Source organism: Streptomyces sp. NBC_00503 (genome assembly GCF_036346895.1).
Classification (GTDB): Bacteria; Actinomycetota; Actinomycetes; order Streptomycetales; family Streptomycetaceae; genus Streptomyces.
Map to the genome: position 1 here is coordinate 4,204,086 of NZ_CP107855.1, position 22,968 is coordinate 4,227,053.

The 22,968-nt window shown below is 69.2% G+C and carries 19 protein-coding genes; 5 read left to right on the plus strand and 14 right to left on the minus strand.

Going from position 1 to position 22,968, the window contains the following annotated elements:
- Positions 1–3: 3 nt before the first annotated feature.
- The 6 genes from OG490_RS19670 to OG490_RS19695 all read right to left on the minus strand — a co-directional run bounded on the left by OG490_RS19670 (position 4) and on the right by OG490_RS19695 (position 7,127).
- Positions 4–750 carry an SDR family NAD(P)-dependent oxidoreductase gene (locus OG490_RS19670; protein ID WP_330297609.1) on the minus strand — a complete coding sequence of 249 codons (747 nt, stop codon included), beginning with the start codon at positions 748–750 and terminating at the stop codon, positions 4–6.
- Positions 747–1,988, minus strand: a complete 1,242-nt coding sequence (locus OG490_RS19675; protein ID WP_330297610.1) for an enolase C-terminal domain-like protein — start codon at positions 1,986–1,988, stop codon at positions 747–749. Before OG490_RS19675 ends, OG490_RS19670 begins: the two co-directional genes overlap by 4 nt.
- On the minus strand, positions 1,985–2,839 hold the full coding sequence (locus OG490_RS19680) for an alpha/beta hydrolase (protein ID WP_330297611.1): 855 nt from the start codon (positions 2,837–2,839) through the stop codon (positions 1,985–1,987). The genes OG490_RS19675 and OG490_RS19680 overlap by 4 nt, the downstream gene beginning before the upstream one ends.
- A 77-nt stretch (positions 2,840–2,916) precedes the next feature.
- A complete protein-coding gene (locus OG490_RS19685; RefSeq protein ID WP_330297612.1) occupies positions 2,917–4,647 on the minus strand; it encodes a GH3 auxin-responsive promoter family protein in 1,731 nt (576 codons plus the stop codon).
- Entirely contained in the window at positions 4,644–5,903 is a 1,260-nt protein-coding gene (locus OG490_RS19690) for an ATP-grasp domain-containing protein (RefSeq protein ID WP_330297613.1), read from the minus strand. The genes OG490_RS19685 and OG490_RS19690 overlap by 4 nt, the downstream gene beginning before the upstream one ends.
- A 21-nt stretch (positions 5,904–5,924) precedes the next feature.
- A complete protein-coding gene (locus tag OG490_RS19695) occupies positions 5,925–7,127 on the minus strand; it encodes an MFS transporter (protein WP_330297614.1) in 1,203 nt (400 codons plus the stop codon).
- A gap of 424 nt (positions 7,128–7,551) precedes the next feature.
- Here OG490_RS19695 and OG490_RS19700 point away from each other — a divergent pair, with 424 nt between their 5' ends.
- Positions 7,552–8,418 carry an FAH family protein gene (locus OG490_RS19700; protein WP_330297615.1) on the plus strand — a complete coding sequence of 289 codons (867 nt, stop codon included), beginning with the start codon at positions 7,552–7,554 and terminating at the stop codon, positions 8,416–8,418.
- Positions 8,419–8,434: 16 nt separating this feature from the next.
- Here OG490_RS19700 and OG490_RS19705 read toward each other — a convergent pair whose 3' ends face one another.
- The 5 genes from OG490_RS19705 to OG490_RS19725 all read right to left on the minus strand — a co-directional run bounded on the left by OG490_RS19705 (position 8,435) and on the right by OG490_RS19725 (position 13,675).
- Positions 8,435–9,244, minus strand: a complete 810-nt coding sequence (locus OG490_RS19705) for a helix-turn-helix transcriptional regulator (protein ID WP_330297616.1) — start codon at positions 9,242–9,244, stop codon at positions 8,435–8,437.
- A gap of 164 nt (positions 9,245–9,408) precedes the next feature.
- A complete protein-coding gene (locus OG490_RS19710) occupies positions 9,409–9,726 on the minus strand; it encodes a hypothetical protein (protein ID WP_330297617.1) in 318 nt (105 codons plus the stop codon).
- A 159-nt stretch (positions 9,727–9,885) separates the two neighbouring features.
- Positions 9,886–10,533: a DUF4436 family protein gene (locus tag OG490_RS19715; protein WP_330297618.1), complete on the minus strand. Its 648-nt coding sequence runs from the start codon at positions 10,531–10,533 to the stop codon at positions 9,886–9,888.
- Entirely contained in the window at positions 10,502–12,112 is a 1,611-nt protein-coding gene (locus tag OG490_RS19720; protein WP_330297619.1) for an alpha/beta hydrolase, read from the minus strand. Before OG490_RS19720 ends, OG490_RS19715 begins: the two co-directional genes overlap by 32 nt.
- Before the next feature lie 12 nt (positions 12,113–12,124).
- Positions 12,125–13,675, minus strand: coding sequence for an alpha/beta hydrolase (locus OG490_RS19725; RefSeq protein ID WP_330297620.1), 1,551 nt, complete (start codon positions 13,673–13,675; stop codon positions 12,125–12,127).
- A gap of 259 nt (positions 13,676–13,934) precedes the next feature.
- Between OG490_RS19725 and OG490_RS19730 the strand changes: the two genes are divergently transcribed.
- Positions 13,935–15,023: a serine hydrolase domain-containing protein gene (locus tag OG490_RS19730; RefSeq protein ID WP_330300983.1), complete on the plus strand. Its 1,089-nt coding sequence runs from the start codon at positions 13,935–13,937 to the stop codon at positions 15,021–15,023.
- Positions 15,020–15,385 (plus strand): MmyB family transcriptional regulator, encoded by a 366-nt coding sequence (locus tag OG490_RS19735; protein ID WP_330297621.1) that lies wholly within the window; start codon positions 15,020–15,022, stop codon positions 15,383–15,385. The genes OG490_RS19730 and OG490_RS19735 overlap by 4 nt, the downstream gene beginning before the upstream one ends.
- Here the strand turns inward: OG490_RS19735 and OG490_RS19740 are convergent.
- Positions 15,268–15,831 carry an NADPH-dependent FMN reductase gene (locus OG490_RS19740; protein WP_330297622.1) on the minus strand — a complete coding sequence of 188 codons (564 nt, stop codon included), beginning with the start codon at positions 15,829–15,831 and terminating at the stop codon, positions 15,268–15,270. The genes OG490_RS19735 and OG490_RS19740 overlap by 118 nt on opposite strands.
- 1,007 nt (positions 15,832–16,838) lie before the next feature.
- Between OG490_RS19740 and OG490_RS19750 the strand changes: the two genes are divergently transcribed.
- A complete protein-coding gene (locus OG490_RS19750; RefSeq protein WP_330297623.1) occupies positions 16,839–17,771 on the plus strand; it encodes a helix-turn-helix domain-containing protein in 933 nt (310 codons plus the stop codon).
- A 236-nt stretch (positions 17,772–18,007) separates the two neighbouring features.
- Here OG490_RS19750 and OG490_RS19755 read toward each other — a convergent pair whose 3' ends face one another.
- Positions 18,008–19,663 carry an ice-binding family protein gene (locus OG490_RS19755; RefSeq protein ID WP_330297624.1) on the minus strand — a complete coding sequence of 552 codons (1,656 nt, stop codon included), beginning with the start codon at positions 19,661–19,663 and terminating at the stop codon, positions 18,008–18,010.
- A 633-nt stretch (positions 19,664–20,296) separates the two neighbouring features.
- Between OG490_RS19755 and OG490_RS19760 the strand changes: the two genes are divergently transcribed.
- Positions 20,297–20,806, plus strand: coding sequence for an HIT family protein (locus tag OG490_RS19760; protein WP_330300984.1), 510 nt, complete (start codon positions 20,297–20,299; stop codon positions 20,804–20,806).
- 620 nt (positions 20,807–21,426) lie between these two features.
- Here OG490_RS19760 and OG490_RS19765 read toward each other — a convergent pair.
- Positions 21,427–22,956: a D-alanyl-D-alanine carboxypeptidase family protein gene (locus OG490_RS19765; RefSeq protein WP_330297625.1), complete on the minus strand. Its 1,530-nt coding sequence runs from the start codon at positions 22,954–22,956 to the stop codon at positions 21,427–21,429.
- Between the last annotated feature and the right edge of the window lie 12 nt (positions 22,957–22,968).

Below are 22,968 nucleotides of genomic sequence, written 5' to 3' on the forward strand. Positions count from 1 at the left end.
CGGTCACATGTAGAGGCCGCCGTTGATGTCGATGACGGAGCCGGTGGAGTAGCCCGCGCTCTCGGAGCACAGGTGGAGCACGCTGCCCGCGGCCTCGGAGACCGTGCCGTAACGGCCCATCGGCAGACGGGAGAGCACGGCCTTCTTCGCCGCCTCGTCACGCCGCTCGAAGGCGCCGGCCACCCGGGCGGTCGCGACGGGGCCGTGGGCGACCACGTTCGCCACGACGCCGGTGCCGGCGAGCTCGTAGGCCATCTGCTTGGTCATGCCGATGACGGCCGCCTTCGCGCCCACGTAGGCGGCGTTGTTGAAGTGGCTGTACGTACGGCCGCCCGTGGAGGCGAAGTTGACGATGCGGCCGTAGCCGTCGGCGGCCATGCGCGGCGCGCACACCTTGACCGCGATCCAGGTGCTGACCACGTTCTCCAGGTACGTCTGGTCGAAGTGGTCGCGCTCCAGGTCGGCGTAGCCGATGACGCGGGTGTCGCCGCCGACGCCGTTGACGAGGATGGACGGCGCGTGCTTGCCGACGATCTCGGTCAGTTGCCGTTCGGCGGCCGGGATGTCGGTGATGTCGCCGACCACGGCCTCGGTCCTCGTCAGCGCGGCGAGCTCCTCCGCGAGGCCGGTCACCGCCTCCTCGTCCCTGTCGAAGAGGACGAGGCCGTGGCCCTCGGCGGCGAGCCCCCGCGCGACCTCCTGGAGGATTCCTCCCGCGGCGCCGATGAGCAGGGCCGTGCGCTTCGTCATGACAGATCTCCTGTGCTGTTGCCGTACGTGGTCGCGGTGCTGTCGCTGTCGTGTCTCGTGTGCGCCCGGCCGTCCGCCACCGTCCAGTGGCAGGCGTCCCGCAGCGCCGGGCCCGGGACCGGCCCGAGGCCCGCGCCCTCCAGGGGGTGGGCGAGGTAGTGCTGCCGGTCCACCCGGTAGGGCGGTTCGGTCAGCGGGGTGGGGAACCACTCGTCCTGCTTGCCCGCCTCCACGGTGGCCAGCCGGCCCACCGAGCAGGACAGGAGCCGGGCGGCGGCCCACAGCGGGCCGACTTCGCCGACGTGCACGCCCAGCTGGGCGTCGAGCCCCAGCCCACGGGCGTGGCGGATCAGCCGCAGCGTCGCAAAGACGCCGCCGCACTTGCTGACGCGGGCGTTGACCAGGTCGGCGGCGCCCAGCCGGGCGGCCGTGTCCAGGTCGTCGAGTCCCCAGCAGGACTCGTCGAGCATCACCGGGATGCCGCCCTCCTCGCGGACGGCCCGCATGGCGGACCAGTCGCGGGGCGCCACCGGCTCCTCGAACCAGGCGATGCCCAGCGGCCGCAGCGCGTGGGCCGCGCGCAGTGCCGTAGCGCGGTCCCAGTCGCCGTTGACGTCGACCGACAGGGTGGCCCCGGGGGCGAACTTCCCCCGTACGTACTCGGCCCGCCGGACGCAGTCGCCAATGTCCTGGGTGGCCTTCAGCTTGATGTGCCGGACCGACCGCAGGGCCTCGGCTTCCAGTCGTTCCACCGTGGCCGCCGGGTCCCCGGCCATGTCCAGGACGTAGGACACGGCCACCGGCTCCGGCCGGGCGGTCAGCATGTCCGCCACCCCGGGGACCCGGCGCAACGCCTCCGAGCCCGGCACGCCGTGGATCCTGCAGACCAGGTCGAACAGGGCCAGTTCCAGCGCGGCCGCCGCGGCGGGCATCGGGCGGGCGCCGCCGACCACGGTGGGCAGGTCCAGCTCCGCCAGCGCGCGCAGCGCCGCGTCGAGGTCCGTCACGTCGACCATGCGGTTCAACCGCTCGGGCCCGAACGCCCGGAGCGCTTCGACCGCACCGGCCAGGGACTCCCCGGTGACGTACTCCCGGGGTGCGCCCTCGCCGAAGCCCTCGTGTCCGGCCGCGCGGACCGCCACCACCACCGAAGCGGTGGTGGCCCGGGCCTTCCCCGCGTGCACGAACGGTCGGCCCATCGGCAGGGCGACCGGGGCCACCCGCACCTCGGTGATCACGCCGGCACCGCCGGGACGACGATCCCCGCCAGCCAGTCCCAGTAGTCCCGCCGGACGGGCGAGAACTCGACGTAGTGGTGCCGGGCGGCGAACGACGTGGTGGTGAACTCGCCGTGCAGAGCGCGCAGCGTCCTCTCCGAGACGTCCAGGTCGATGATCGGGTCACGCCCGGTGCGGACGAAGTGGATGTCCGGCCCGGGGGCGAGCGGCACCTGGAGTTCCGCGTAGGAGTCCTCCAGCGCGACCATGGCAGCCCGCGTCCGATCGGTGATCTGGCGCAGCATCAGCCGGTCGTTCGCCATGAACTCCAGATAGCGCGCCTCGCCGGTGTAGTCCTCGTCCTCCAGCGCGATGGGCGCGCGCTCCCGGCCGGACAGTTGGCGCACCGCCGCCAGACCGACGGAGCCGAACCGTGCCCGCTGCTGACCCAGGGCGGGCGTGCAGTAGACGACGGTGGCGACGTCCAGGCCGCTCACCGCGGCCAGGGCCCCGACGATGCTGCCGCCGAAGCTCTGCCCCAGGAGCGTGAGCGGCAGCTCCGGACGCTCCCGACGCGCCGCGGCCAGACCCAGCCGGTAGTCCTCCAGGACCGCCTCGGCCGAGGGCAGGTCGCCCCGGACGCCGCCGCTCACGCCCGAGCCGCGGCGGTCCAGCGCGTACGTGGCCACGCCGCGCGCGGCCAGCTCGGGCCCGGTCTCGAACAGCCAGCCGGCGTGGCTCTGGATGCCGTGCACGTAGAACAGCACGCCGTGGACGGGCGCCCCGTCCTGCGGGGCCCAGCGGTGCAGGGCGAGCGCCGTGCCGTCGGCGGCCCGGAGTTCGGATATCTGGTGAATGTCTTTCGGGTACAACGGAGTTCGATCCCCCCATGGAACTGTCCGGTGTGATGCCGGAAGGTGCGTACGGCGCCCGCGGACCGGCCGGGCGCCTACTTCTGCGGTGCCCCTTCGAGGTACGTGAGCAGGTCGCCGTTGCGCTGGATCCAGTAGTGCTTGAGCTGGGCCGGCGAGGCCCCCTCGGCCTGGCGGCGCTGGTCGACCGCGGCGAAGGTGCCCGGCGGCACGGCCAGGACGCGCATCGGGGTGAGCCGCTCGGTGCGCCGTTTCTCGGCGTACTCGATGTTGAGCCTCTGGAGCTGGTCCTCGACCTGCGCCGCGAACCGCTCGGGCCTCATCGAGAGCTCCTCGGACCACTCGATCGCCAGCGTGTAGCCGGGCGGGGTGTTCCACACCGGGATGCACGTGAACAGCGGCCGCAGGCGCCAGTCGTCGCCCAGGCCGAGCCGGACCGCGTTGTGCACGTCCTCCTCGGTGAGCTTCTCGCCGGTGAACGAGCTGCCGAAGCCGCTGCGCCCGGCGAACGCCATCCGCGGCACCTCGCCGACCCGGTCCACCACCGTGTAGCGGTCGCCGAGGTCGTACCGGTACAGGCCGTTGGCCTGGCTCATCACGACGTTGTAGGTCTGGCCGGCCTCCAGGTCGCGGTAGCCGACCGTCTCCACGTCCGGCTCCAGGTCCGCTTCGTCGTCGCGGCCCTCGGTGGGCACGAACTCGTACAGGCCGAGGTCCATGGCGAGCGGGCCCGCCGCGTCGTGGGCGTCCACCGGGATGGTCACGATGCCCTCGGTGCCGGTGGCGCTGAAGGGCAGCTTCGGCACGCCCGGCGTGACCTCCTCCAGCCACGGCTGGTACAGCGCGGCCGAGGCGGAGTTCCACGACACCACCAGCGACAGGTTCGGCCACAGGTCGGCGATGCGCAGGCCGCCGCCGTTCGCCCGGCGCAGGGCCTCCAGCCGGTCCGCGAGGACCGGGTCGGCGCCCCCGCACGGCAGGCCGGCCAGCGTGCCGTGGCGCAGATCGGCGATCAGGTCCCCGGCGCGCCCGGCGAGCTGCTCGGCCAGTCCGACGATCTTCGACGGGTTGAGCGCGACGATGATCCGTACGTCGGAGGAGGCCAGCAGCCGCAGCTTGCGGTAGAGCCCGGTCTTGTAGTCCTCGTCCTCCAGGCCCTGGAACCAGTCCTCCTCGTACCACGGCGGCGTCCAGTCGACGCTGCTGACCGAGGCGGGCCGCTGGGAGATCGAGTAGCTGGGGAATTCGCCCAGCACCGGCTCGACCGGGGCCGCGCGCTCCCAGGACAGGTCGAGCACGGCGGCCCCGCGGGAGCGGTCGTAGCCGATGCTCTCGAAGTAGAGCCCCCACTGCGCGTACAGCGCCCGGCCGCGGTAGAGGTTGCGCCAGTGCCGTGTGGTGGGGATGAGCTTGGGCTTGCCGCTGGATCCCGAGGTCTTGAGGAAGGCGTAGGGGTCGCTGCGGGTCAGCACGTTGGTGTCGCCGTCGAGGAGCTTTTGGATGTACGGCTCGAAGGCCGGGTAGCAGCGCACCGGGACGGCCTTCTTCCAGTCCGCGAGGGTGCGGACCGCGCTCAACCCGTGCTTCTTGCCGAAGTACGTGCCTTCGGCCTGGTCGAGGATGTCCTTGAACACCCGGTCGGCGTGCTCCTGCGGCGAGGCGCAGATCGCGCGCTGCCGCTCCAGGGCGGTCCTGGCCCGGTCGAGGAACGGACCCGTGACGACGGAGGAGTTGACGGCCTGCTGCCTTGAGTACGTGGTGCTGTTCTGCACGGCTGTTGCGGACACCGGCGAGACGGCGGTGCTCATGCGTCGACCGGCTCGGTCTCGATGGTGATGGCGGCCATGACCTCTTCCGCGCGCGCCACCGCGTGGTCCGCGTCGTCGCCGTTGGCGATCACGAAGCCCATGAGGAGCTCCCAGTTGTTGCGCACCGGGATCGCGACCTCGCCGACCTCCAGGCAGAGGTTGACGCCCACCTCGGCGTCCCGGATCGGGTCGAGGCCGACCAGCCCGGTCCACGACGTCTCGATCGGCATCTGGTGCACGGGGACGCCGAGGGTGTCCAGACCGGAAATGTTCGTCACCCGGCCGGGCTCCGGCATGAAGAAGATCATGACCGCGCCCTTGCCGGAGTCCAGCGAGTGCGGGGTGAACGTCTCGAGGCCGAGCGGCACCGACACCTGGAGCCGGGACAGGTCGACACCGTAGGCGCGATTGACCAGTTCGTTGATGGCGCCGCCGCCGATGCGGCAGTGCGTCTCCAGGACGCGCGGACCCTTGTCGGTCAGAATGAACTCGGTGTGCGACGGGCCCTCGACGAGGCCGACGGCGTCCAGCAGCACGGACGTCAGCCGGACCATCTCGTCCCGGTTCCCGGCGGAGACCCGGCCGGGGAAGAGGTCACCGATCTCGACGGCCTGCCCGGGCGCCTTGAGGTACTCGTCGACGCCGACCGGGTGGTGCTTCCCGGCGACGGAGAACGACTCCAGCGTGACCTCGGGACCCTCCAGGAACTCCTCCACGAGGCCTTCGGCGTGCCCGTCCGCGACATACAGCGCCCAGGCGCGGCGTGCCTGCTCCTCGTCTTCGACGGGCAGGGTGGAGAGGCTGCCGGTGCTGTCGATCGGCTTGAGGATGATCTTGCCGTCGACCTCGGCGAGGAAGCCGAGCAGCTCGGCCTCGCTCGCCACGACGCGGTGCAGCACCGGGCTGATCCCGGCGCGGTCCATCGCCTGCCGGGTCAGCACCTTGTTCTTGATGGCGCGGACGGTCTCGACGCTGTTGCCGGGGATGCCGAGCTTCTCGCTGACGACCGCCGCGGTGAGCACGGCGTCCTCGCCGGGGGCGAGGATGCGCCGGAAGGGGCGCTCGTGGTGCAGGGGGGCCAGGACGTCGAGCACGGCCTCCGGATCGGCGACCTGGCATTCGATCATGTGGTCCACGTACTGCTGGACGCGCTCGGGGCGGCTGCCCGGAGAGTGCACGAGCACGACCTCCAGACCGAGTTCCTTGGCGTGCCTTGCCATGTCGGTCCGGCTGCCGACGATCGCGATACGTTCCATTGGGTTTCTCTGTTCCTTTGCTTAAGCGGACAGGGTGATTTCCGAGTCGGCCGGCACGTCCTCGTAACCGGGAATCCTGGCCATCGCCTTGAATCCGATCGCCACCGCGATTCCGACTCCCGCCAGCACGGTCCACAGCACGGCGAAGCCGAATTGGCGGGCGATGACGATGCCCAGCGGTCCGCCCACGATCAGTCCGAGGTTCCAGGCGAAGAAGAAAGAGCCCTGATAGGTGCCGGCTTTTCCGTCCGGTGAACGGCGGGCCAGGAATGTGGAGGCCATCGGCACGTAGATGACCTCGCCCAGCGTCCAGATCACCAGTGCACCGATGAACCACGGCACGTCGTGAGCCAGTGCGTTGAGCCCGAATCCGATCGCCACCAGAATGGCGCCGATCACCAGCGGGGTGTTTTCCCGCATCCGCTCGGTGACCTTCGGGACGAAGGGCAGCGCGGCGACCATGAGGACCGCGTTCACCGCGAAGACCAGGCCGATGGTGGACGGCGAGATGCCCTCGTGGTCCATGTGCAGCGGCAGCGCCGCCTCGAACTGGAGGTAGACACAGGCCAGGAGGAAGGACAGGCCGAGGAAGGTCAGCAGCACCGGGCCGCGGAACGGCTCCAGCATGTCGGCGGCCGCGCTCCGCGGCGACCAGGGCTCGGCCGTGTGCCCCTCCTGCGCGAGCCGGTCCTTCGGCAGCAGCCAGACCAGTACGAAGTAGAGGACGCCCGCTCCGGCCCAGAGCAGGAACAGCGCGGGCGGCCAGGCGGCGAGGGCGAAGCCGGACAGTACCGGCCCCAGTGAGGCGCCGATGTTGAAGCCCACGTGCAGAATGCTGTACGCCTTGGTGAAGTGCTCCTTCGGTACGAGCACGGTCACCAGACCCGCGGCCGCCGGCCGGTCCACCGCGGTGAGCAGACCCGCCAGTGGTGAGCACACGGCGATCACGTAGATGTTGTCGACGAAGGCCAGTGCGGCGGCGATGGCGACGACGCCCAACTGGGCCGTCAGGATCACCCGTCGAGCTCCGAACCGGTCGGCCACGACCCCGCCGATGAGTCCCGCCACGACGACACCGGCCCCGAACAGGCCGAGAATGACCGGAGTGGTGGCCTTCGAGGCGATCTTGCTCTGTTCCAGGTAGATGACGAGGAAGGCGGGCACCAGCGCACCGAAGCGGTTGGCGGTCTGGCCGGACCACAACAGCCAGAAAGACCTGGACAAACGCATCGTCTTCATTCCCCTGGTTTTCATTGATCTGCCGGGCTCCGATTGCCGGCCCGGCGCGAGGCCGACACCGGCCGCTGAATTGGGTTTCTGCTTCAGCTCTGTTGTTCGGCCGAGCCAGGCCAGCGGTCGGACCGCTACGAATCACTGCTGCGCCGGTCACGCGCCTTTGGCGTGATGCACGGTGGCGGCCGGAGCCGGTACGGCGCACAGTGGCTTTCCCCGAGAAGGACACTACGAATGGCCCTCTTGGACTGTCAATAGGTAAAGATTTGCCGGTCGATGACCCGCCCCACCGTCAAACTTTCAGGCGGATGGTGTGCGCGGGAGCGGCAAGAAAGTGCCGCATCGCATGGCGTACTGTCCGGGTCGGCGCAAGCGGCTGTACGAGATTCGTCATTCGTCCGGGAGGCGATCCTTCATGACGGTGCTCTTTGAATGCACCTACGACAACGAGCGCTGCTTCGGCCTCGGCGTACCGCGGGACGACACGGATCTGCGGCTGTACCCATTGGGCGGTGATCAACTCGCCGCGCTGATAGCCGAGTCGGGCGGGGACGCAGACCTGCTGACCGCCGGGCGGGAGCGGCTGGACGTACCTGCCGAAGACCGGCCCGGGGTTCGGATGCTGCCCCCGCTGATGCCGGAGCACGTCGGCGATGCCGTGGTGAGCGGCTTCATGATGACCCACAACGTCAAGGCGGATGCCACAACTCCGGGTCAGCCCAACTGGTTTGTGAAGGGGCTCGGCGATGCGCTGAAGCGGTCCGGTGAGCCGCTGTCCGTACCGGGCGACGCGGTCGCCGTGTGCGAGGAGGCGGAGGTCGTCCTCGTGTACGTGGGCGACGAGAAGACCGGCAGGCCCGTCTACGTGGGGCACGGCTTCGGCAACGACGTCACCGACATCGGCCGGTTCAAGCGGCACAACGGGCACTTGTCGTACGCCAAGCTCTGCGACGCCGCGATCTCACCCGCCCTGCACCTCGGCCCGCCGCCGACCCGGGTCACCGGCGAGACGGTGATCGAGCGGGACGGCGCCGTGGTCTGGTCGGGCCCGTTCACCACCGGCACCGACGCGCTGTTCTACGACCTCGACACGATCATGGCGACGCTCATGGACTACGAGGCCCTGCACCGGCCCGGCCGGGTGCACTACGTGTACATCGGGGCGGACCGCAGCAGCTTCCACGCCGGGCACGAGATGGCCGACGGGGACCGGGTGACGCTCCACTTCGCGAGCCACGGGGTCACGCTGGCGAACCGGCTGGCGTGGGGTGCCCGGGCCTGATCGGTCCCCGGCCTGATCAGTCCTCGGTCGGCATCAGGGTGACATGGCGGATGCCGGGGAGGTAGGCGGGCAGCAGCACGTGGGAGCTGACCGTGAACCGCTCGGGGCGGATCCGCGGGAGGTCCAGGCGGAAGCGGTGCCCCTGCCGGTAGGCGACCACGCACATGTCCTCGTCCCAGATCTCCCGGCACGCAGGAACGGACAGCACCTCGTCCTGGAGCTCGCGCAGGGCGAGGTCGTTCGGCCGGCCCGACAGCGCGTACCTGAGCTGCCCCAGGTAGACCTCGGCGTTGCGGTGCCAGTCCACGAGCTGCGTACGCGCTTCGGGGCTGGTGAGGGCCCACCGCATGAGATTGGCCGACGGCCCGCCCACCCAGGGGAACCAATCGAGCATCATGGGGTTGTAGGCGAGGATGTTCCAGGCGTGGTCGGTCAGGTAGTGGGGGAGTTTCTCCGGGATCTCCACCAGCCGGATCAGCTCCCGCAGGGCGCGCTCGTCCGTGCCCTCGACGATCGGCTCCAGCGGGGCGACGCCGCCGTACGCCTGTGCGTAGAGCACCATGCGTTCGTCGGGGCCCAGGGTGAGCGCAGCGGTCAGGCGTTGCAGCACGTCCCCGGTCAGGGACACCGGCTGCCCGCCCTCCAGGCTGCGGTACCAGCGCTCGCTGACCTCCGCGCGCTTGGCGATCTCCTTCTGGGAGAGCGGCTTGTCGCGCCCCGCCCTGGCACCGGCATCGGCACGCCACGCCCGCAGCAGATCCGGCAGCAGGACGTCTTCCGAGGGGGGACCGGTCTCCATCTCACCGCTGGGGTCGGCCAGTGTCATGGGAAACCTTCATTTTTGGAACATCCAGGCAGGGGTCCGATCATATCTGGCAATGACACCCCGCCCATTCGGGCATGGAGGATCATTTCGCCACCTGCTCCACGGGAGTCGGGCCATGACGAAGAAGGCCCAGGCGGCCGTACGGCTTCAGGGGAGGTGCGGCTTCAGGGCCCTTCCTGAGGGGCCGCGACCGTGCGCCGCTGATGCGCGTAGGTGGCGAAGCCCAGAAGAAGGCAGCCGGTGACGGCGAGTGCCCCGCCGGCTGCCGTACAGGCGAGCGTGGTTTCGGGGGAGGCGCCGGCCAGGCGGGGGAGTGCGTTGACCGGTGCGGTGGTGTAGATCAGCAGGAGTGCCCAGCCGCGCGGCCGGACGGGCGTCAGCCTGCTACGGAGCCGCTCGGGCACCAGGTCCGCGGCCATGGCCAGACCGGCGGGCAGCAGGGTGAGGGAGAAGGCCATCAGGCCGATCCACTGCCATGTCATGGGTCCGGCTCCCGGGAGGTGTACGAGCCGGACCGATCGCGGTCCGACCCGGTGACTGTACCGACGGTGCGGCGGGTGGGTGCAGAGGGCTGTGCGTGCTGCTTTCGGGCTCCAGGTCTGCCGGATTCCGGCAATGTCCGGCGGTCGGCGCGCAGGTGCTCACACGACAGGGTCGTCGCGTTGGAGGGCGGTGCGGACGCCCGCAATGACCACGGCGATGAGGCAGAGGGCGATGACGGTTTCAGCCCACAGGAAGGCGAACCAGTCCAGCACGCAGCCGATCGGGGGCGTGCCGGGGGCGTTGTTGCGGAAGGCCGAGAGGGCGAACAGGGTGGCGGCCATCCAGCCGAGGGCGGCCCAGACCAGGCCCTCTCGGCGGGTCGTCAGGTACCAGGCCGCCATGAGCACGGACGCCGCCAGCGCCCACATCACGACCATCATGAAGACCGTGAAGGCGAGCAGGCTGCCCGATCGGGCCAGTGCCAGCCCCAACGCCACGCCGGCAGCCCCTTGCTCGGAGGGGGCCGGTGTCGCGGACACCGAGAAGAGCGTGTCGTTGTTGGAGAACAGCATCCGTACCGGCACCTGTTTGCCGTCCAGCCGTGCCCAGAACCCGATGCCGGTCTTGTAGGTGTCGAACGGGTAGTCGCTGATCGATCCGTCCGTGACCGCGATCTGCACATCCCTGAACGTGAGCCGCTCGTGTGCCATGAACTCCAGAGGCGCGGGCCACGTGATTCCCAGGTGGGGGCCATGCTGACTCCGACGAGCGGTTTCAGGGCGCGGTCTTGAACTCCGGCGCCTCAAGGGTCTTGAGGCATTCGGTCTTCGGCGCGGCCGGGTTGTCGAAGAACGAGACGGCGATGTCCTGCGCGCACTTCGACGAGGCGAACACCACGTGCGGCTCGTAGGGGACCGTGACGACCTCGGCCTTGCTCAGCGTGCGGGCGACGTACGGTCCGTTGGCCGCCCCGGTCTGGGCGTCGAACGAACCCGACAGGGCGAGGGTGGGAACGTCGCTGGTCGTGACGGACCGGATCGAGGGCGCGGCCGCGGGGACCTTCCAGGCATCGCAGTCCTCATGGAGGAAGGGGAGCTGCGGAGCTTGGGCCTGCACGGAGCGGGGGAACGACGGGAACTCCTTCTGCCCGCCCTGGACCGCCGCGTCCTTGCTCTCGTAGGGCGTCCACTCGCTGCAGAAGATGCCGTAGGAGAGACCGTGCGAAGTCACGCCGATGCCCTTGGGGTTGGTCCTCCAGCCCGCCCACTGCTGGGCGATCCGCTGCGGGTTGCCGTTCGCCAGCTCGTGGAGGGAGATCGGGACGCTCTCCGCCGTGTGGGTGGCGCTGGCCAGCCAGGTCACGAGGGTTCCGCCGTCGATCACGACCTTGACCGGGTTCTTGCTGCCGGGGACCGTCACGGTGGTGATGACCGGCTTGGCTTCGAGGTCGCTGACGAGCTTCTCGAAGGTGGCCGACAGGTTCGGATAGCTCTTGTTGCAGGCCGGCTGGTCCGCGCAGGCCTTGAACAGGCCGTCGACGCCCTCCCGGAAGCTGGTCCAGGAATCGGCGGACCCGGCCTTGGACGGGGGCAGGATGCCGTCGATGGCCACTGAGCGGAGCCCCTCGGGGTGCAGGCGCATGGAGACCAACGCCAGGTGGGTGCCGTAGGAGATGGCGTACAGGTTCCACTGTTCGAGGCCCAGCGCCGTGCGCAGGTCGTCGTAGTCTGCGGCGCTCTCGGTGTCGTTGTAGACACTGAGGTCGGCCCCGCTGCCCGCCAGCTTGTCGCGGCAGGCCTTCGTGGCATCGACGTGCAGGCGCCCAGTGGAGGCGGCGTCGAAGGGGAGGCCGACCACCTGTGCGTTGAACTCGTCGACGTTGCGGCAGAGGAGCGCCGGGTCGGCCGAGTACACACCGCGCTGGGACATGAAGATCACGTCACGGTCGCGGTTCAGGCCGCCGTCGATCGCCATCTTCGCCTCCCCCACGGCGTCGTCTCCGGGCCCGCCGGCGAGCCAGACGATGGGGTCGGGTTTCGGTGTGGCGGTCGCTGCGGCCACGATCGCGACACCGAGTCTGATCGTCTTGCCGCTCGGCTCGGCCCGGTTCTCGGGGACGGTGAGCGTTCCGCAACGGGCCCCCTCGAGCTCTTCGCTCGGTTCCGCCGTCTTCGGGCACGGGCCCGGCTCGTACCGGGCGTCACCCACCGTCCGGGCCGTCGTGCCGATCGGCGCTCCTGGGCCGGGGCTGGTGTCGGTACGGGTCTGCGCCTGGGCGGGTGCCGTGAGCAGGCCGGTGACGAGGAGACCGGCCGCTACGCCGGCCGCCGGGGCCAGGAGTCGTCGTACGGTGCGCCGACGACGGGACGCGTGGTGGCGTGTCATCTGCTCTCCCGGTTACTTCGGGATGATCGTGAACGGCTGGGGTTCGAGATCGTCCACGCAACTCGTGTCGGGGGACGTGGGGTTGAGGAAGAACGAGGCCAGCACGCTTTGCGCGCAGGGCGACTGCGGGACCACCCAGTGGCCGATTCCGGGGACCTCTATGGCGGTCGAGCGGGACAGGTTGCGGGCCACGCCCTTCGCCCAGCTCGCTCCGGTCTTCACGTCGAACGTGCCGGAGACGACGAGTGCCGGCACCGAGCTGACCGTCGCCACCCGCTGGATGGACGCCCGGTCCGGAACGTTCCAGATCCCGCATGCCGGGTACTGGAAGGGCAGCTGCGGAGGCTGGGCCAGGACCGTGTCCGGCCACCCGGGGTAGGCCTTCTGCCCCGCCTTCAGCACATCGGATTCCGAATAGCCCGGAGCCCACTCGCTGCACGCTATCGAGTTCGTCAGGCCGTGTGCGAACTCGCCGACCTTCTGGACCGAGCCGGCCGCGCGGGCCTGCGCGAAGCGCTCAGGGTTTCCGTTGCTCAGTTCATCGAGCGCCGCCGGGATGTCCTTGGGCCGGGGGGTGAAGGCGACGATCAGGTTCAGCAGGGCGCCCCCGTCGAGGACGGTCTTGACCGGCTTCCCTCCGTCCTTCGGCGTGATGTTCAGCGTCAGGGGGTGAGCCTCCAGCTTGCGCACCTGCTCCGTCAGCATGCGGGGGAGGTCCGGGTACCGGTCCTTGCAGGCGGGCTGCGCCGCGCACGCCTCGAAGATGTTGTGGATGCCCTCGGCGGTGCTGCCCCATGTCCAGGGCAGGGTCACGAACTGGGAGGGCGCGATCGAGTCGATCGCCACCGCGCGGATTCCCTCGGGGTGCAGGCGCAGGTACGTCAGGGCCAGGTTGCTGCCGTAGGAGTAGCCGTAGACGTTCCACTGGGGGATGTCCAGCGCCTTCCGCAAATCGGCGAAGTCAGCTGCGTTCTCGGTGCTGTTGTAGGCGCTCAGGTCGGTGCCGTCGGCCGTCAGACGGTCCCGGCACTCCTTCACCGCCTTCAGGAAGATCTGTTCCGCCTCCGGTGCGTCGTAGCCCAGGCCCACGGCCTGCGCGTTGAACCGGTCGATCCCCGGGCAAGCGAGGTCCGGCTGGTCGTAGAGGTTGCCGCGCTGGGCCATGACGATCAGCTCGCGGTCCTTGTTCAGGCCGGAGGAGATGAGGAAGGGGATGTCGTCGAAGGTATCGGCGCCGGGGCCGCCCGCCATGAACACCACCGGTTCCGCGCCGGGCTTCGCGGAGACGGCCGCAATGCGCGCAACGGCCAGCTTTATGGTGTGGCTGCCGGGGTGGGAGCGGTTCTCGGGGACCTCGAGGAAGCCGCACTTCGCGGTACTCAGCGCTTCGATCGGCTCGGGCGGCTTCGGACAGGCGCCGGGCACGAACCGGGGGGCCACCGGGCTGGGCTGCCCGTCGGGCTGGGCCGCTCGCGACGCGGCGCTGCTGGGTGTGGGGCCGAATGCTGCCAGGCAGACCAGAGCGGCTGCGGCAGTCACCGCGGGGACGCTGAGCTTTGGCATGTGATCCCGTTCCTCTGCCGACATCAGCGGCGACCCTGCCGGGGCCTGGCCGCAGCGTTTTGGGCGGAACGCACTTCTTCCACGCTACTCGGGGGCACTCTCAGGCGCGCGCGGAGCGCGCGTATTCGCACCTCCCGGTAGCGTTGATTGGGCTGCTCGCCCACCTCTGCAAGGTCTGCGGGCGATTTCCGCTCGATTTCCGCTCGATTCCGCTCGCAGACGTCATCCCGGCGGAAAGAAGGTGGTGTCCGTGAATCGGATGGCGTGGTTGTGCACGGCCGGGGGCGCCATGGTCGTGGTCGTACTGGCCGGCGTCGCAAGTCCGCAGGCATACGCGACCGGGGATGACCACGAGAAGCGCAGCGCAGAAGTTCTTCAGGAGCTGGTGCCATCTCCTGAAGGCCCGGGCTGTGCGGCAGCTGTCGGCGTGCGGGGGAGCGTTGTCTGGGAGGCGGGGAGAGGGAAAGCCGATCTGTCGACCGGGCGCGCGATCACCTCGAAGACGGTCTTCGACATGGCATCCAACTCCAAGCAATTCACCGCAGACGCCGTCCTTTTGCTGGCCGGGCGCCGCCAACTGGCGCTGAGCGACCCCCTGTCCGATTTTCTCGACAACCCGCCCGCCTGGACGCGGAACGTCACCCTGGGCAACCTGATGCGTCACACCAGCGGCATCACCGACTATCAGGATCTGCTGGAGGCCAAGGGCATAAAGCTCACGGATCCGGCCGGCCAGAAGGAAGCGATCGCTGCCGTCCTCGCCTCGCAGCCGGAAGGTCCGGCAGGCAAGCGTTTCTCCTACTCCAACTCCAACTACGTCCTCCTGGCACATGTCGTCGAAAGAGTCGCAGGCAAGCCGTTCCCGGCATTCATCCAACAGGAATTCTTCACCCCGCTGCACCTGCGCATGACTTTGGCCCCGGGGGTGGATGTTCCCGGCAAGGCGAAGTCGTACGACGAGAAGGACGGCTCCTTCACCCCCAATTCCTCCCCCTGGAAGCAGTACGGAGACGGGTCCGTCCAAAGCAGCCCCGGGGAATTCGTACGCTGGGCCGATAATTACCGCACTGGCCGAATCGGTGGAAAGGAGCTGCTCGCCGGGGTCACGGATGGATCGGTGAGTGTGGGCGACGTCCTGCGTCCGCGTGGCATCGAAGAAGGGCGGTACGGGGCCGGAATCCTCGTTCTCCCCGACAAGAGCCTGGTGCATCGAGGGGACTGGGAGGGGTTTCACAGCACCTTCAAGGTCAGTCCGGACCGGAAAACTGCCGTCACCGTCGTGTGCAATGTGGATTCACCCGATCATTTCCGTGCGGCGAACCAACTGCTGGACATCTGGACCAAATGACGCATCGCGGCCCGGGTGAGGAACCTTCGTCCCCGCGAGCGGAGTTCACCGCCCTGTGGGGCCTGCACGAGGTCGCCGTACGTCGGGCCTCGCGCATGCGCGTCCTGCACCCGCTGATCGGCCCGGTCGACCTGGACTGCCAGGTCCTCCTCGCCCCGGAGGGCGACGGGCAGCACGCCGTGGTGCGTGGCCGGTCCCGAAGGCGCAGTCATCCGACTCCGCCTTCGGCATGGACCGGCGGACGCTATCCCCGGTCGAGCGCTGTGGCCTCTTCGGAGGCTTCCGCCAGCAGGGCAACCACCTTGCCGAGCTGCTCGCGCACCCCCGGATCGGCGATGAGTCCGTCCGTCCCGATCATCTGAGAGGTCACCGGAATGCTTGTGCAGGCCGATTCCACGATGGCGGCGCCGGTGTAGCCGAGCACCAGGCGCAGCGTGGCCTCCGCACCCCGGCCACGCCCGGGGACGGCGGAGTTCACCCAGGCCACGGGCTTGTCGCAGATCTCGGTGCCGCCGACGGTCCAGTCCAGCAGGTTCTTGAACGAGCCGGGCAGAGTACCCGCGTACTCCGGAGTGCAGATCAAGACGGCGGCAGCCTCTTTGATCGCCGCCCGCAGCTCGGCCACAGGAGCCGGAAGCGGATCGGTGTCATCGTCGGGGTTGAAATGCGGAAGCGCCGCAAATCCCTCGTACACGACGGTGCGCACCTGCGACGGGGCTACGGCCTGTGCAGTGCGCAGCACCGATTCGTTGGAGGAACCAGCCCGCAGGCTTCCGGACAGCAAGAGGATCAGAGGCAGCGAAGGCATCTCACCACCCTACCGACCCGGCCGGACAGGACCCTGTCGTGCCGTTAGAGCAGACCTGGAGCCCAACCCGGCCTGCCGCCATGGAACTTACGGCATGCGGGGTCTGAGAGGTCCAGACAAAGAAGAAGGCCCAGGTCGCTGACCTGGGCCTTCTTGCAAGAGCGGATGACGGGAATCGAACCCGCGCCATAAGCTTGGGAATCTATGGCGCGCGGGTGATTCATATAGTTTCTGACCTGCGAAAACAGCCTGGCGAATGCGCTATCGCGAGAGTCCGCCCGTACCCGTATTGACCGCTGTTCACCGCCCCGAAGGGCATGCGCGGGGCACGGACCTTCCCACGCTGCGTGAAGATCGCTTCGTCGAGAGGGGCGCGTCGGCTGAACGCATCGTGCCTCGCTCCCTGTGGCGCGGCGACGGTGACACAACGGCCCCGGCGCATTCACACGCCGGGGTCGCCCTTCCGGGCCGCCGCACGTGAGAGTGCAATGACCCACCTATCAGCCTATGCCTGTGGCGCACGTCCGGCATCAGGACCTTTCGCGGCGATGCGGGCCAGGCGGCGCTCCCGTATCGGATGCTTCCGCTCCAGATCCGTTCCGTCGCACTCGGGCGCCCGGCGCGCGATGACTGCGTCGGATGTGGTGGGTGCGTTCGTACTGCTGCCCGGCGGCGGCACGAGGCAGCCGTTTGCCGGCCTTCCGGGAGGCGGAGAGCGTCAGATCGGAGCAGTCGAAGAGCTGGCATATTACGCAGAAACCTGCGTGTGGTGGTGGCCCCCTTCGGGGTGATTCCGATTCTTCAGGTCACTGCGAGGCGGTGTTCTGATTCCTCTTATTTTGAACCGGAATATATGCTCAACCAGCTGGAGCTGAATGCGAGTTAAGGGCGTTCTCCGCCCGGCGCAATCACCGTGCGCGACACGGAGTCAAGGCGGATCCGGCGGCCCCGGCCGTGGCAGTCTGTTCGCTAGCGCAAGGTCTATTCGGAGTGGAGGTATGCGTCCCGTGGGCGGCACTGTGAATCCCACCGTCAGCAGGCGTCGACTGGGGTCGGAGCTGCGTCGGCTTCGGGAGATCAGCGGAATGACGACGCAGCAGGTGGCGGAACGCCTGCTGATCTCCCAGCCCAAGATCAGCCTGCTGGAGAACGGTCACCGCCTCATCAAGCCGCGTGACGTGCGCGATCTCTGTGCGCTGTACGGAGTCCAGGACCAGCGGCGTGTTGACCACCTGATGCAACTGGCCAGGGAATCGGGTCAGCAGGGTTGGTGGAATTCCTACGGCGACATCTCGTACGGCGCCTACATCGGCCTGGAGGCGGCGGCGGCCGCCATTCGCTTCTACGAGCCCATGGTGATCCCCGGCCTGCTGCAGACTCCCGCCTACGCCCAGGCGGTCATCGCAGGAACGATCCCTCACGCCACTGCCGATCAGGCGGCCACGCGCCTCCAGGTGCGGCTGCGGCGCCAGAGCCGGGTGGGTGCCCCGCGCAACCCGCTGCGCTTATGGGCCATCCTGGACGAATCGGCGCTGTGGCGCGTCGTGGGCGGCCGCGAGGTCATGCGCGAACAGCTGGACCATCTGATCCGCCTCAGCGCCCGGCCGTACATCACCTTGCAGGTCCTCCCTCACGACGTGGGTGCCCACCCGGGCGTATCGGGACAGTTCGCGCTGCTCGAATTTGCCGACGCCACCGATGTGAGCGTGGTGTATCTCGAAAGGTTCACCAGCGACCTCTACCTGGAGAAACGATCCGACGTGCGGCGCTACAGCGATATGTACGCGCACTTGCAAGCCCGGGCGCTGGGCCCGGACCGTACGCGCCATTTCATCGACGAAGTCGTCAAGGCATACGGCCGTACGGAATTCTGCCCTGACCTCCACCGGTCAGGGCAGGGAGTTCAGCGCGTGCAGGAGCCCTGTCCTTCGCTGTCCTGACGGCGGGTCCGTCAGCGGATCCGGCCGCCGGCCGATTTCGCAGCGCCAACTCGATAACCAGCGAGGGCTGTTCGGCGCCGCCGGCTCGGGATCTCTCGAGCCCCACCGAGCCCCTGGACCACGATTCCAGGGGCTCGGCCGCCGAACGGCTGACAAGGGCGTCCCATGTGCGTGACCGGGCTCCGGCCCCGACCCCCGATGGCTCGGGGGCGGGAGGCGGTCACGTCCGCGATGGGCTAGTCCTGTCGAGTCGCCGTACGTCGGACTCGCTTCATGGTGAAGAGGGCCGAGCCTCCGATGAATGCGAGCGCGGCTGCGGAGGCGGCCAGGATGCCGGGCCCGCTGCTTGCGCGGTTCGCGGCGAGTACGGGCGAGGCTCCCTCCGGCTGCTGGCGGGTGGCGGCGCTCACGTGGGCGAAGTTGACGCTCTTGGCCGTGTGGCCGGCGCCCAGGGGGCCCGGACCAGCGTTGAGGTTGCCCGGCAGGGAGTTGGCCCATGGAGGCTTGCCGTGGTCGTCGTGGCCGTGGCCGGGTCCGCCGTCGTCGGGCCCGTCGTGGCCGTGGCCGTGCTCGCCGTCGTCCTCGTCCTCGTCGTCGTGACCGTGGCCGGGTCCGCCCTCGTCGTGGTTGTGGTGCCCGTGGCCGTGCTCGCCGTGGTCACCCTTTTCGCCCTTGTCCCCGCGCGGCCCCTTGGGCCCTGCGGGTCCTGCGGGTCCTGCGGGTCCTGCGGGTCCTGCGGGTCCTGCGGGTCCGGCAGGTCCGGCAGGTCCGGCAGGGCCGGGTGCGCCGACCGGTCCGGGGCCGCCGATGGGGCCGGGTGAGCCGGTCGGGCCGGGTGAGCCGATGGGGCCGGGGGCACCGACGGGGCCGGGTGAGCCGCTCGGGCCAGGTGCACCGGGGGCACCGGGGGCACCGGGCGAGCCGTCAGGGCCGGGTGCGCCGACCGGTCCGGGGCCGCCGACGGGGCCGGGTGAGCCGGTCGGGCCAGGTGCGCCGGGGGATCCGGGGGATCCGGGGGTGCCGGGCGAGCCGTCAGGGCCGGGTGCGCCGGGCGAGCCGGTCGGTCCGGGGCTGCCGACGGGGCCGGGTGAGCCGGTCGGGCCAGGTGCGCCGGGGGATCCGGGGGCACCGGGCGAGCCGTCAGGTCCGGGTGAGCCGGTCGGGCCAGGGCTGCCAGTGGGGCCAGGGGCGCCGGTCGGGCCGGGCGAACCCGTCGGGCCGGGAGAGCCGGTCGGGCCGGGAGAGCCCGTCGGTCCGGGAGGTCCGGGCGGGCCAACGGCGCAAGCCGCCCTCGTAATGGTGTTGTTGTCCAGCGTGACCGCGCCGTTGCGCGCGAGGGCGCGGCCTTCGATCACGGCGCCGGTGTTCACCGAGATGGACTCCAGGGCCAGGATGTTGCCCTTGAACTGGGAGGTCGTGTCGATGGTGGCGGAGCTGCCCACCTGCCAGAACACGTTGCAGGCATTTGCGCCGTTGATGAAGGCCACGACACTCGCCGGAGCCGTGATCAGGGTCGAGGGGATCCGGAAGATGAAGACGGAGGCGGGGTCGTTCTGGCCGTCGAGAGTGACCGTCCCGGTGATGCCCACGGTCGACGGGGCGGTGTAGACGCCGGGCGCCAGCGTGAGTCCGCCGATCTCGGCCGAAGCGAGCACGTTCCCCGGTCCCCGGCCTGCCGCGTCGTTGTAGGCGGTGACGAGGTCGTTCTTCGCCTGAAGGGCGGCGGCGTTGGGGGCGATGCGCTGCACTCCGTTGACGATGCCGGGCGGAAAGCCGGTCACCGATGTGCCCGGATAGAGTCCCAGGTCGCCGTTGATGATGGTGGGGGTGTTCGTGTTGGTGACCGTCGAACCGGCCAGAACCGCGTAGTTGGTGGCGGTCCCCAGCCCCACGGGGGCTTCCGCGGCGTGAGCGTACTGCGGGACCAGAGTGGCCGCCGCAAAGAGCGCGGTGGGAAGTAGGAAGACGGCTCCCCGTTTGAGCAGTCTTGGTTGAGGCCTTCTGTTGGGTGGATCCGATCGAATGGCATCCAACGCCATAGCAGGACCTTTCTGTTGCTTCGAGTGCTTCGAGTGCTTCGAGCCTCAGTCCTCCCGAAGGAGGACCTCGGGCGCCCGTGACGGTCACTGGACAGGGCGGAGGCCCCCCACCTGCGATCCCTCGTGCAGGCTCGCCCTGGGCGGGGCGAGCGACTCCCTGCCAGAGGTACTAATACGCCGTTACTGGGCATTACTCACGCATATTGCAGGGCAATACGCCGTATATCAGAAAAATGGGTCTACATGGGTGACGGAACGTCAGGATGACCGAAATGTCTCGCACGCATATGCGGATCTATCGCTTCGACCGTGCGCCTGGCGATTCACCGGAAGGCGCTCCGTGAACGCCAACTGGCCAGGCTCTGCCGCCCCTTGGGCGCGAGGCGGCCGTCACCGCCGGCGCCCAGCGGCCCGGGAGGTGAATCTGGTGCCCATCGCAGGGCCGCGGGAGACTGGCGCACCCTACGGAGAGGGGCAACGGTGTCGATGGACCGACGGCCGATGGATCTTGCGGCATACGTGGAGCGCACACGGAGCGGTCCGTGCTTCGTCTGCGCGTTCCTCGCCGGGAACCCGGACTACTCGCACGAGACGGTGTTCGAGGATGCCGATCACGTGGCGTTCCTGGACAGGTGGCCCACTGTGCCGGGCAAGGTCCTCGTTGCACCGAAAGCGCACGTCGAGCATGCCGTGCGCGACCTGGGCGAGGAGGCTTACACCCGGCTCATGCTTTTCGTCCGGGAGATCGCCCTTGCCGTCGAGGCTGTCTGCGAGCCGGAGCGGACGTACCTCTACTCGCTCGGCAGCCAGCAGGGTAATGCGCATCTGCACTGGCACGTGGCCCCCCTGCCGGCCGGCGTCCCGTACTCGCAGCAGCAGTTCCACGCTCTGATGACGGAGAACGGCGTCCTGTCACCGTCGCCGGACCGGGCGGCCGAGACCGCCGCGCGCCTGCGCGAGGCGCTCGTCGCCCGAGGGATCGCCACGGAGGGGTAACCGTTGTTTCGGGAAGGCCAACTGCCCACCCAGTGCGGGGCCGCACATGGCGCAGGTCACCGAAAGCGCGTCCCGCGAGGCGTTGCAGGGTGAGAGACCTGGACAACGAAGAAGGCCCAGGTCGGTGACCTGGGCCTTCTTGCAAGAGCGGATGACGGGAATCGAACCCGCGCTATAAGCTTGGGAATCAATGGTGCTCGGGGTGCTTATATGGCCTCTGACCTCGGTGTATGTCTTCCTGCCGAAGCTTCCGTGGGGTGTCGTCCGCACCCGTGATGACCGCTGTTTACCGCCCTGAAGGGCACGGTTGGGGCACGAGCACCGCACTTGCCGAGGCGAGGCTCTACCAATGCGCCAGGAGCGGTAGTTCTGGGGTCTGACAGCGGCGAGCTTGAGGGGGGCGTTGCAGGGGCAATCTCTGTTCCATCAGTCGGTGTGGTCGTGAGATGCCGGACCAACTCGCTGGGGAATCCGCCATCTCCCGCAGGGGCTGCCGACCACCGCTGCCCCACGGTCTGCCCGCCCCGAAAGGTCACCCTCCTCGGCGAGGTGGGCCTGGACCTCGCCGGTCGGCAGCCCCTTCGCGGCGAGGGAGATGACCATCTCGTTCATCCGGGAGGTCAGCCCAGTCGCGTCAGCTTCGACACGAAGGACGGTTCGGTCAGGTCTTTCTGGAGGGCGACCGGGACCTTCGTGGCGTCGGGTCCACCGCCGATCGTCAGCGTGCCCACCTCGGTGCCGGCCTTGGCCGTGTGCGGAACCGCCTTGCCGCTGTCGACGATGCGCAGCGCCAGTCGCTGGCCCGGCAGGCCGATGGCCTTGAGGTCCTCGGTGGCGACGAGGGGGGTCCGCCCACCGAGTCCGTTGTCGTGATGGCCGACGACTTGGCCCTTCTTGACGACGACGGCGGAGGTCAGCGCATTGCGGACCGCCTCGATGACCTTCTTGCTGTTGTCCTGGACCAGGATGAGGCTGTTGGCGCCGTTGGGATCCGGGCCGTCGACGTGCTGATCCATCATCGTGCCCAGGATCAGCGGGGTCTTGTCGTCGATCGTCTTGTACGCCGCCCACATCAGCGCGCCGCCGGCCGCCGTGTGTGATCCGGTCTTGATGCCCCGGATGCTCAGGCCCGCCAGGAGGAGCCTGTCGTTGTTGTTGTTGATCGGCTCGGGCAGGCCGTCGATGGTGGCGTTCGGCAGAGCGACGATCGCCCGGAAGGCATCGAACTTCATGACCGCCTCCGCGAGTTTGAGCTGGTCGACGGCGGTGCTCACCGTCTTCGCGTCCAGACCGCTGGGATCGGTGTAGGTGGTGTCCTTCATGCCGAGCTGCTTGGCGGCGTCGTTCATCTTCCGCACGAACGCGGTCTCGGAGTCGGTTCCGGTGTCCCAGCGGGCCAGCAGCCGGGCGATGTTGTTGCCCGAGGGGATCATCAGCATCTTCATCATGTCCTGCTGGCTGAACTTCGCGCCGACCTTCAGACCTTCGATGCGTGACTCGTGCTCGGCCTGGCCGTCCTGTACGGCCTTGGCGTCGACCTCGATCATCGGTCCCGGTTCGTCCTCCTTGAGCGGGTGCTCCTTGAGGAGCACGTACGCCGCCATCACCTTGGCGACGCTCGCGGTCGGAACGGGCTTCGGCTTGCCGAAGGTGCCGAGGCTGCCCACGCCCTCCATCTGGACGGCCGCCTGCCCCTCCTTCGGCCACGGGATTTCGAAGTGCCCGGCGACGTTGTAGGGGGACAGGCCGGCTTCGATCTTGAGAGCCGGCGACGGCAGCGGCCGGACCACCTGCGCGATGAGGAAGACCAGGCCCAGGAGCAGTGAGACCGGCGTCACGATCTTGAGCCAGCGTGGGAGGGTACGGCCTTGGGTCGCGGGCGGACTGGTGGTGTCGGCGACCTGTGCGAGCCGGTCCGGGTGCGACAGCGGCTCCTGGCGGGGCTCGTCGACGTCAGGTGGAGCGTCGGTGGTGGTCGCATCGTCGTTCCCGGGTATCTCGCCGCGGTCGGTCGCCGATGCGTTCTCCTCGTTCGCCGCACCGGCCTGGTCAGGTTGGGGAGTCGGCGCGGGCCGCGAGTCGCGTTCGCCCGATGACGGCTCCTGCTGTGGCCGGTTCTGCTCTGGTTCGTGGGGGGGCTGGCCCACCATGGACATCTCCTT

Excerpts from the sequence above, each read along its gene's own strand:
- OG490_RS19670 (WP_330297609.1), bottom strand. The coding sequence starts at position 750 with ATGACGAAGCGCACGGCCCTGCTCATCGGCGCCGCGGGAGGAATCCTC.
- OG490_RS19725 (WP_330297620.1), bottom strand. The coding sequence starts at position 13,675 with ATGCCAAAGCTCAGCGTCCCCGCGGTGACTGCCGCAGCCGCTCTGGTC.
- OG490_RS19740 (WP_330297622.1), bottom strand. The coding sequence starts at position 15,831 with ATGCCTTCGCTGCCTCTGATCCTCTTGCTGTCCGGAAGCCTGCGGGCT.
- OG490_RS19760 (WP_330300984.1), top strand. The coding sequence starts at position 20,297 with ATGGACCGACGGCCGATGGATCTTGCGGCATACGTGGAGCGCACACGG.
- OG490_RS19705 (WP_330297616.1), bottom strand. The coding sequence starts at position 9,244 with ATGACACTGGCCGACCCCAGCGGTGAGATGGAGACCGGTCCCCCCTCG.
- OG490_RS19690 (WP_330297613.1), bottom strand. The coding sequence starts at position 5,903 with ATGGAACGTATCGCGATCGTCGGCAGCCGGACCGACATGGCAAGGCAC.
- OG490_RS19730 (WP_330300983.1), top strand. The coding sequence starts at position 13,935 with ATGGCGTGGTTGTGCACGGCCGGGGGCGCCATGGTCGTGGTCGTACTG.
- OG490_RS19700 (WP_330297615.1), top strand. The coding sequence starts at position 7,552 with ATGACGGTGCTCTTTGAATGCACCTACGACAACGAGCGCTGCTTCGGC.
- OG490_RS19685 (WP_330297612.1), bottom strand. The coding sequence starts at position 4,647 with ATGAGCACCGCCGTCTCGCCGGTGTCCGCAACAGCCGTGCAGAACAGC.
- OG490_RS19735 (WP_330297621.1), top strand. The coding sequence starts at position 15,020 with ATGACGCATCGCGGCCCGGGTGAGGAACCTTCGTCCCCGCGAGCGGAG.
- OG490_RS19710 (WP_330297617.1), bottom strand. The coding sequence starts at position 9,726 with ATGACATGGCAGTGGATCGGCCTGATGGCCTTCTCCCTCACCCTGCTG.
- OG490_RS19765 (WP_330297625.1), bottom strand. The coding sequence starts at position 22,956 with ATGGTGGGCCAGCCCCCCCACGAACCAGAGCAGAACCGGCCACAGCAG.
- OG490_RS19720 (WP_330297619.1), bottom strand. The coding sequence starts at position 12,112 with ATGACACGCCACCACGCGTCCCGTCGTCGGCGCACCGTACGACGACTC.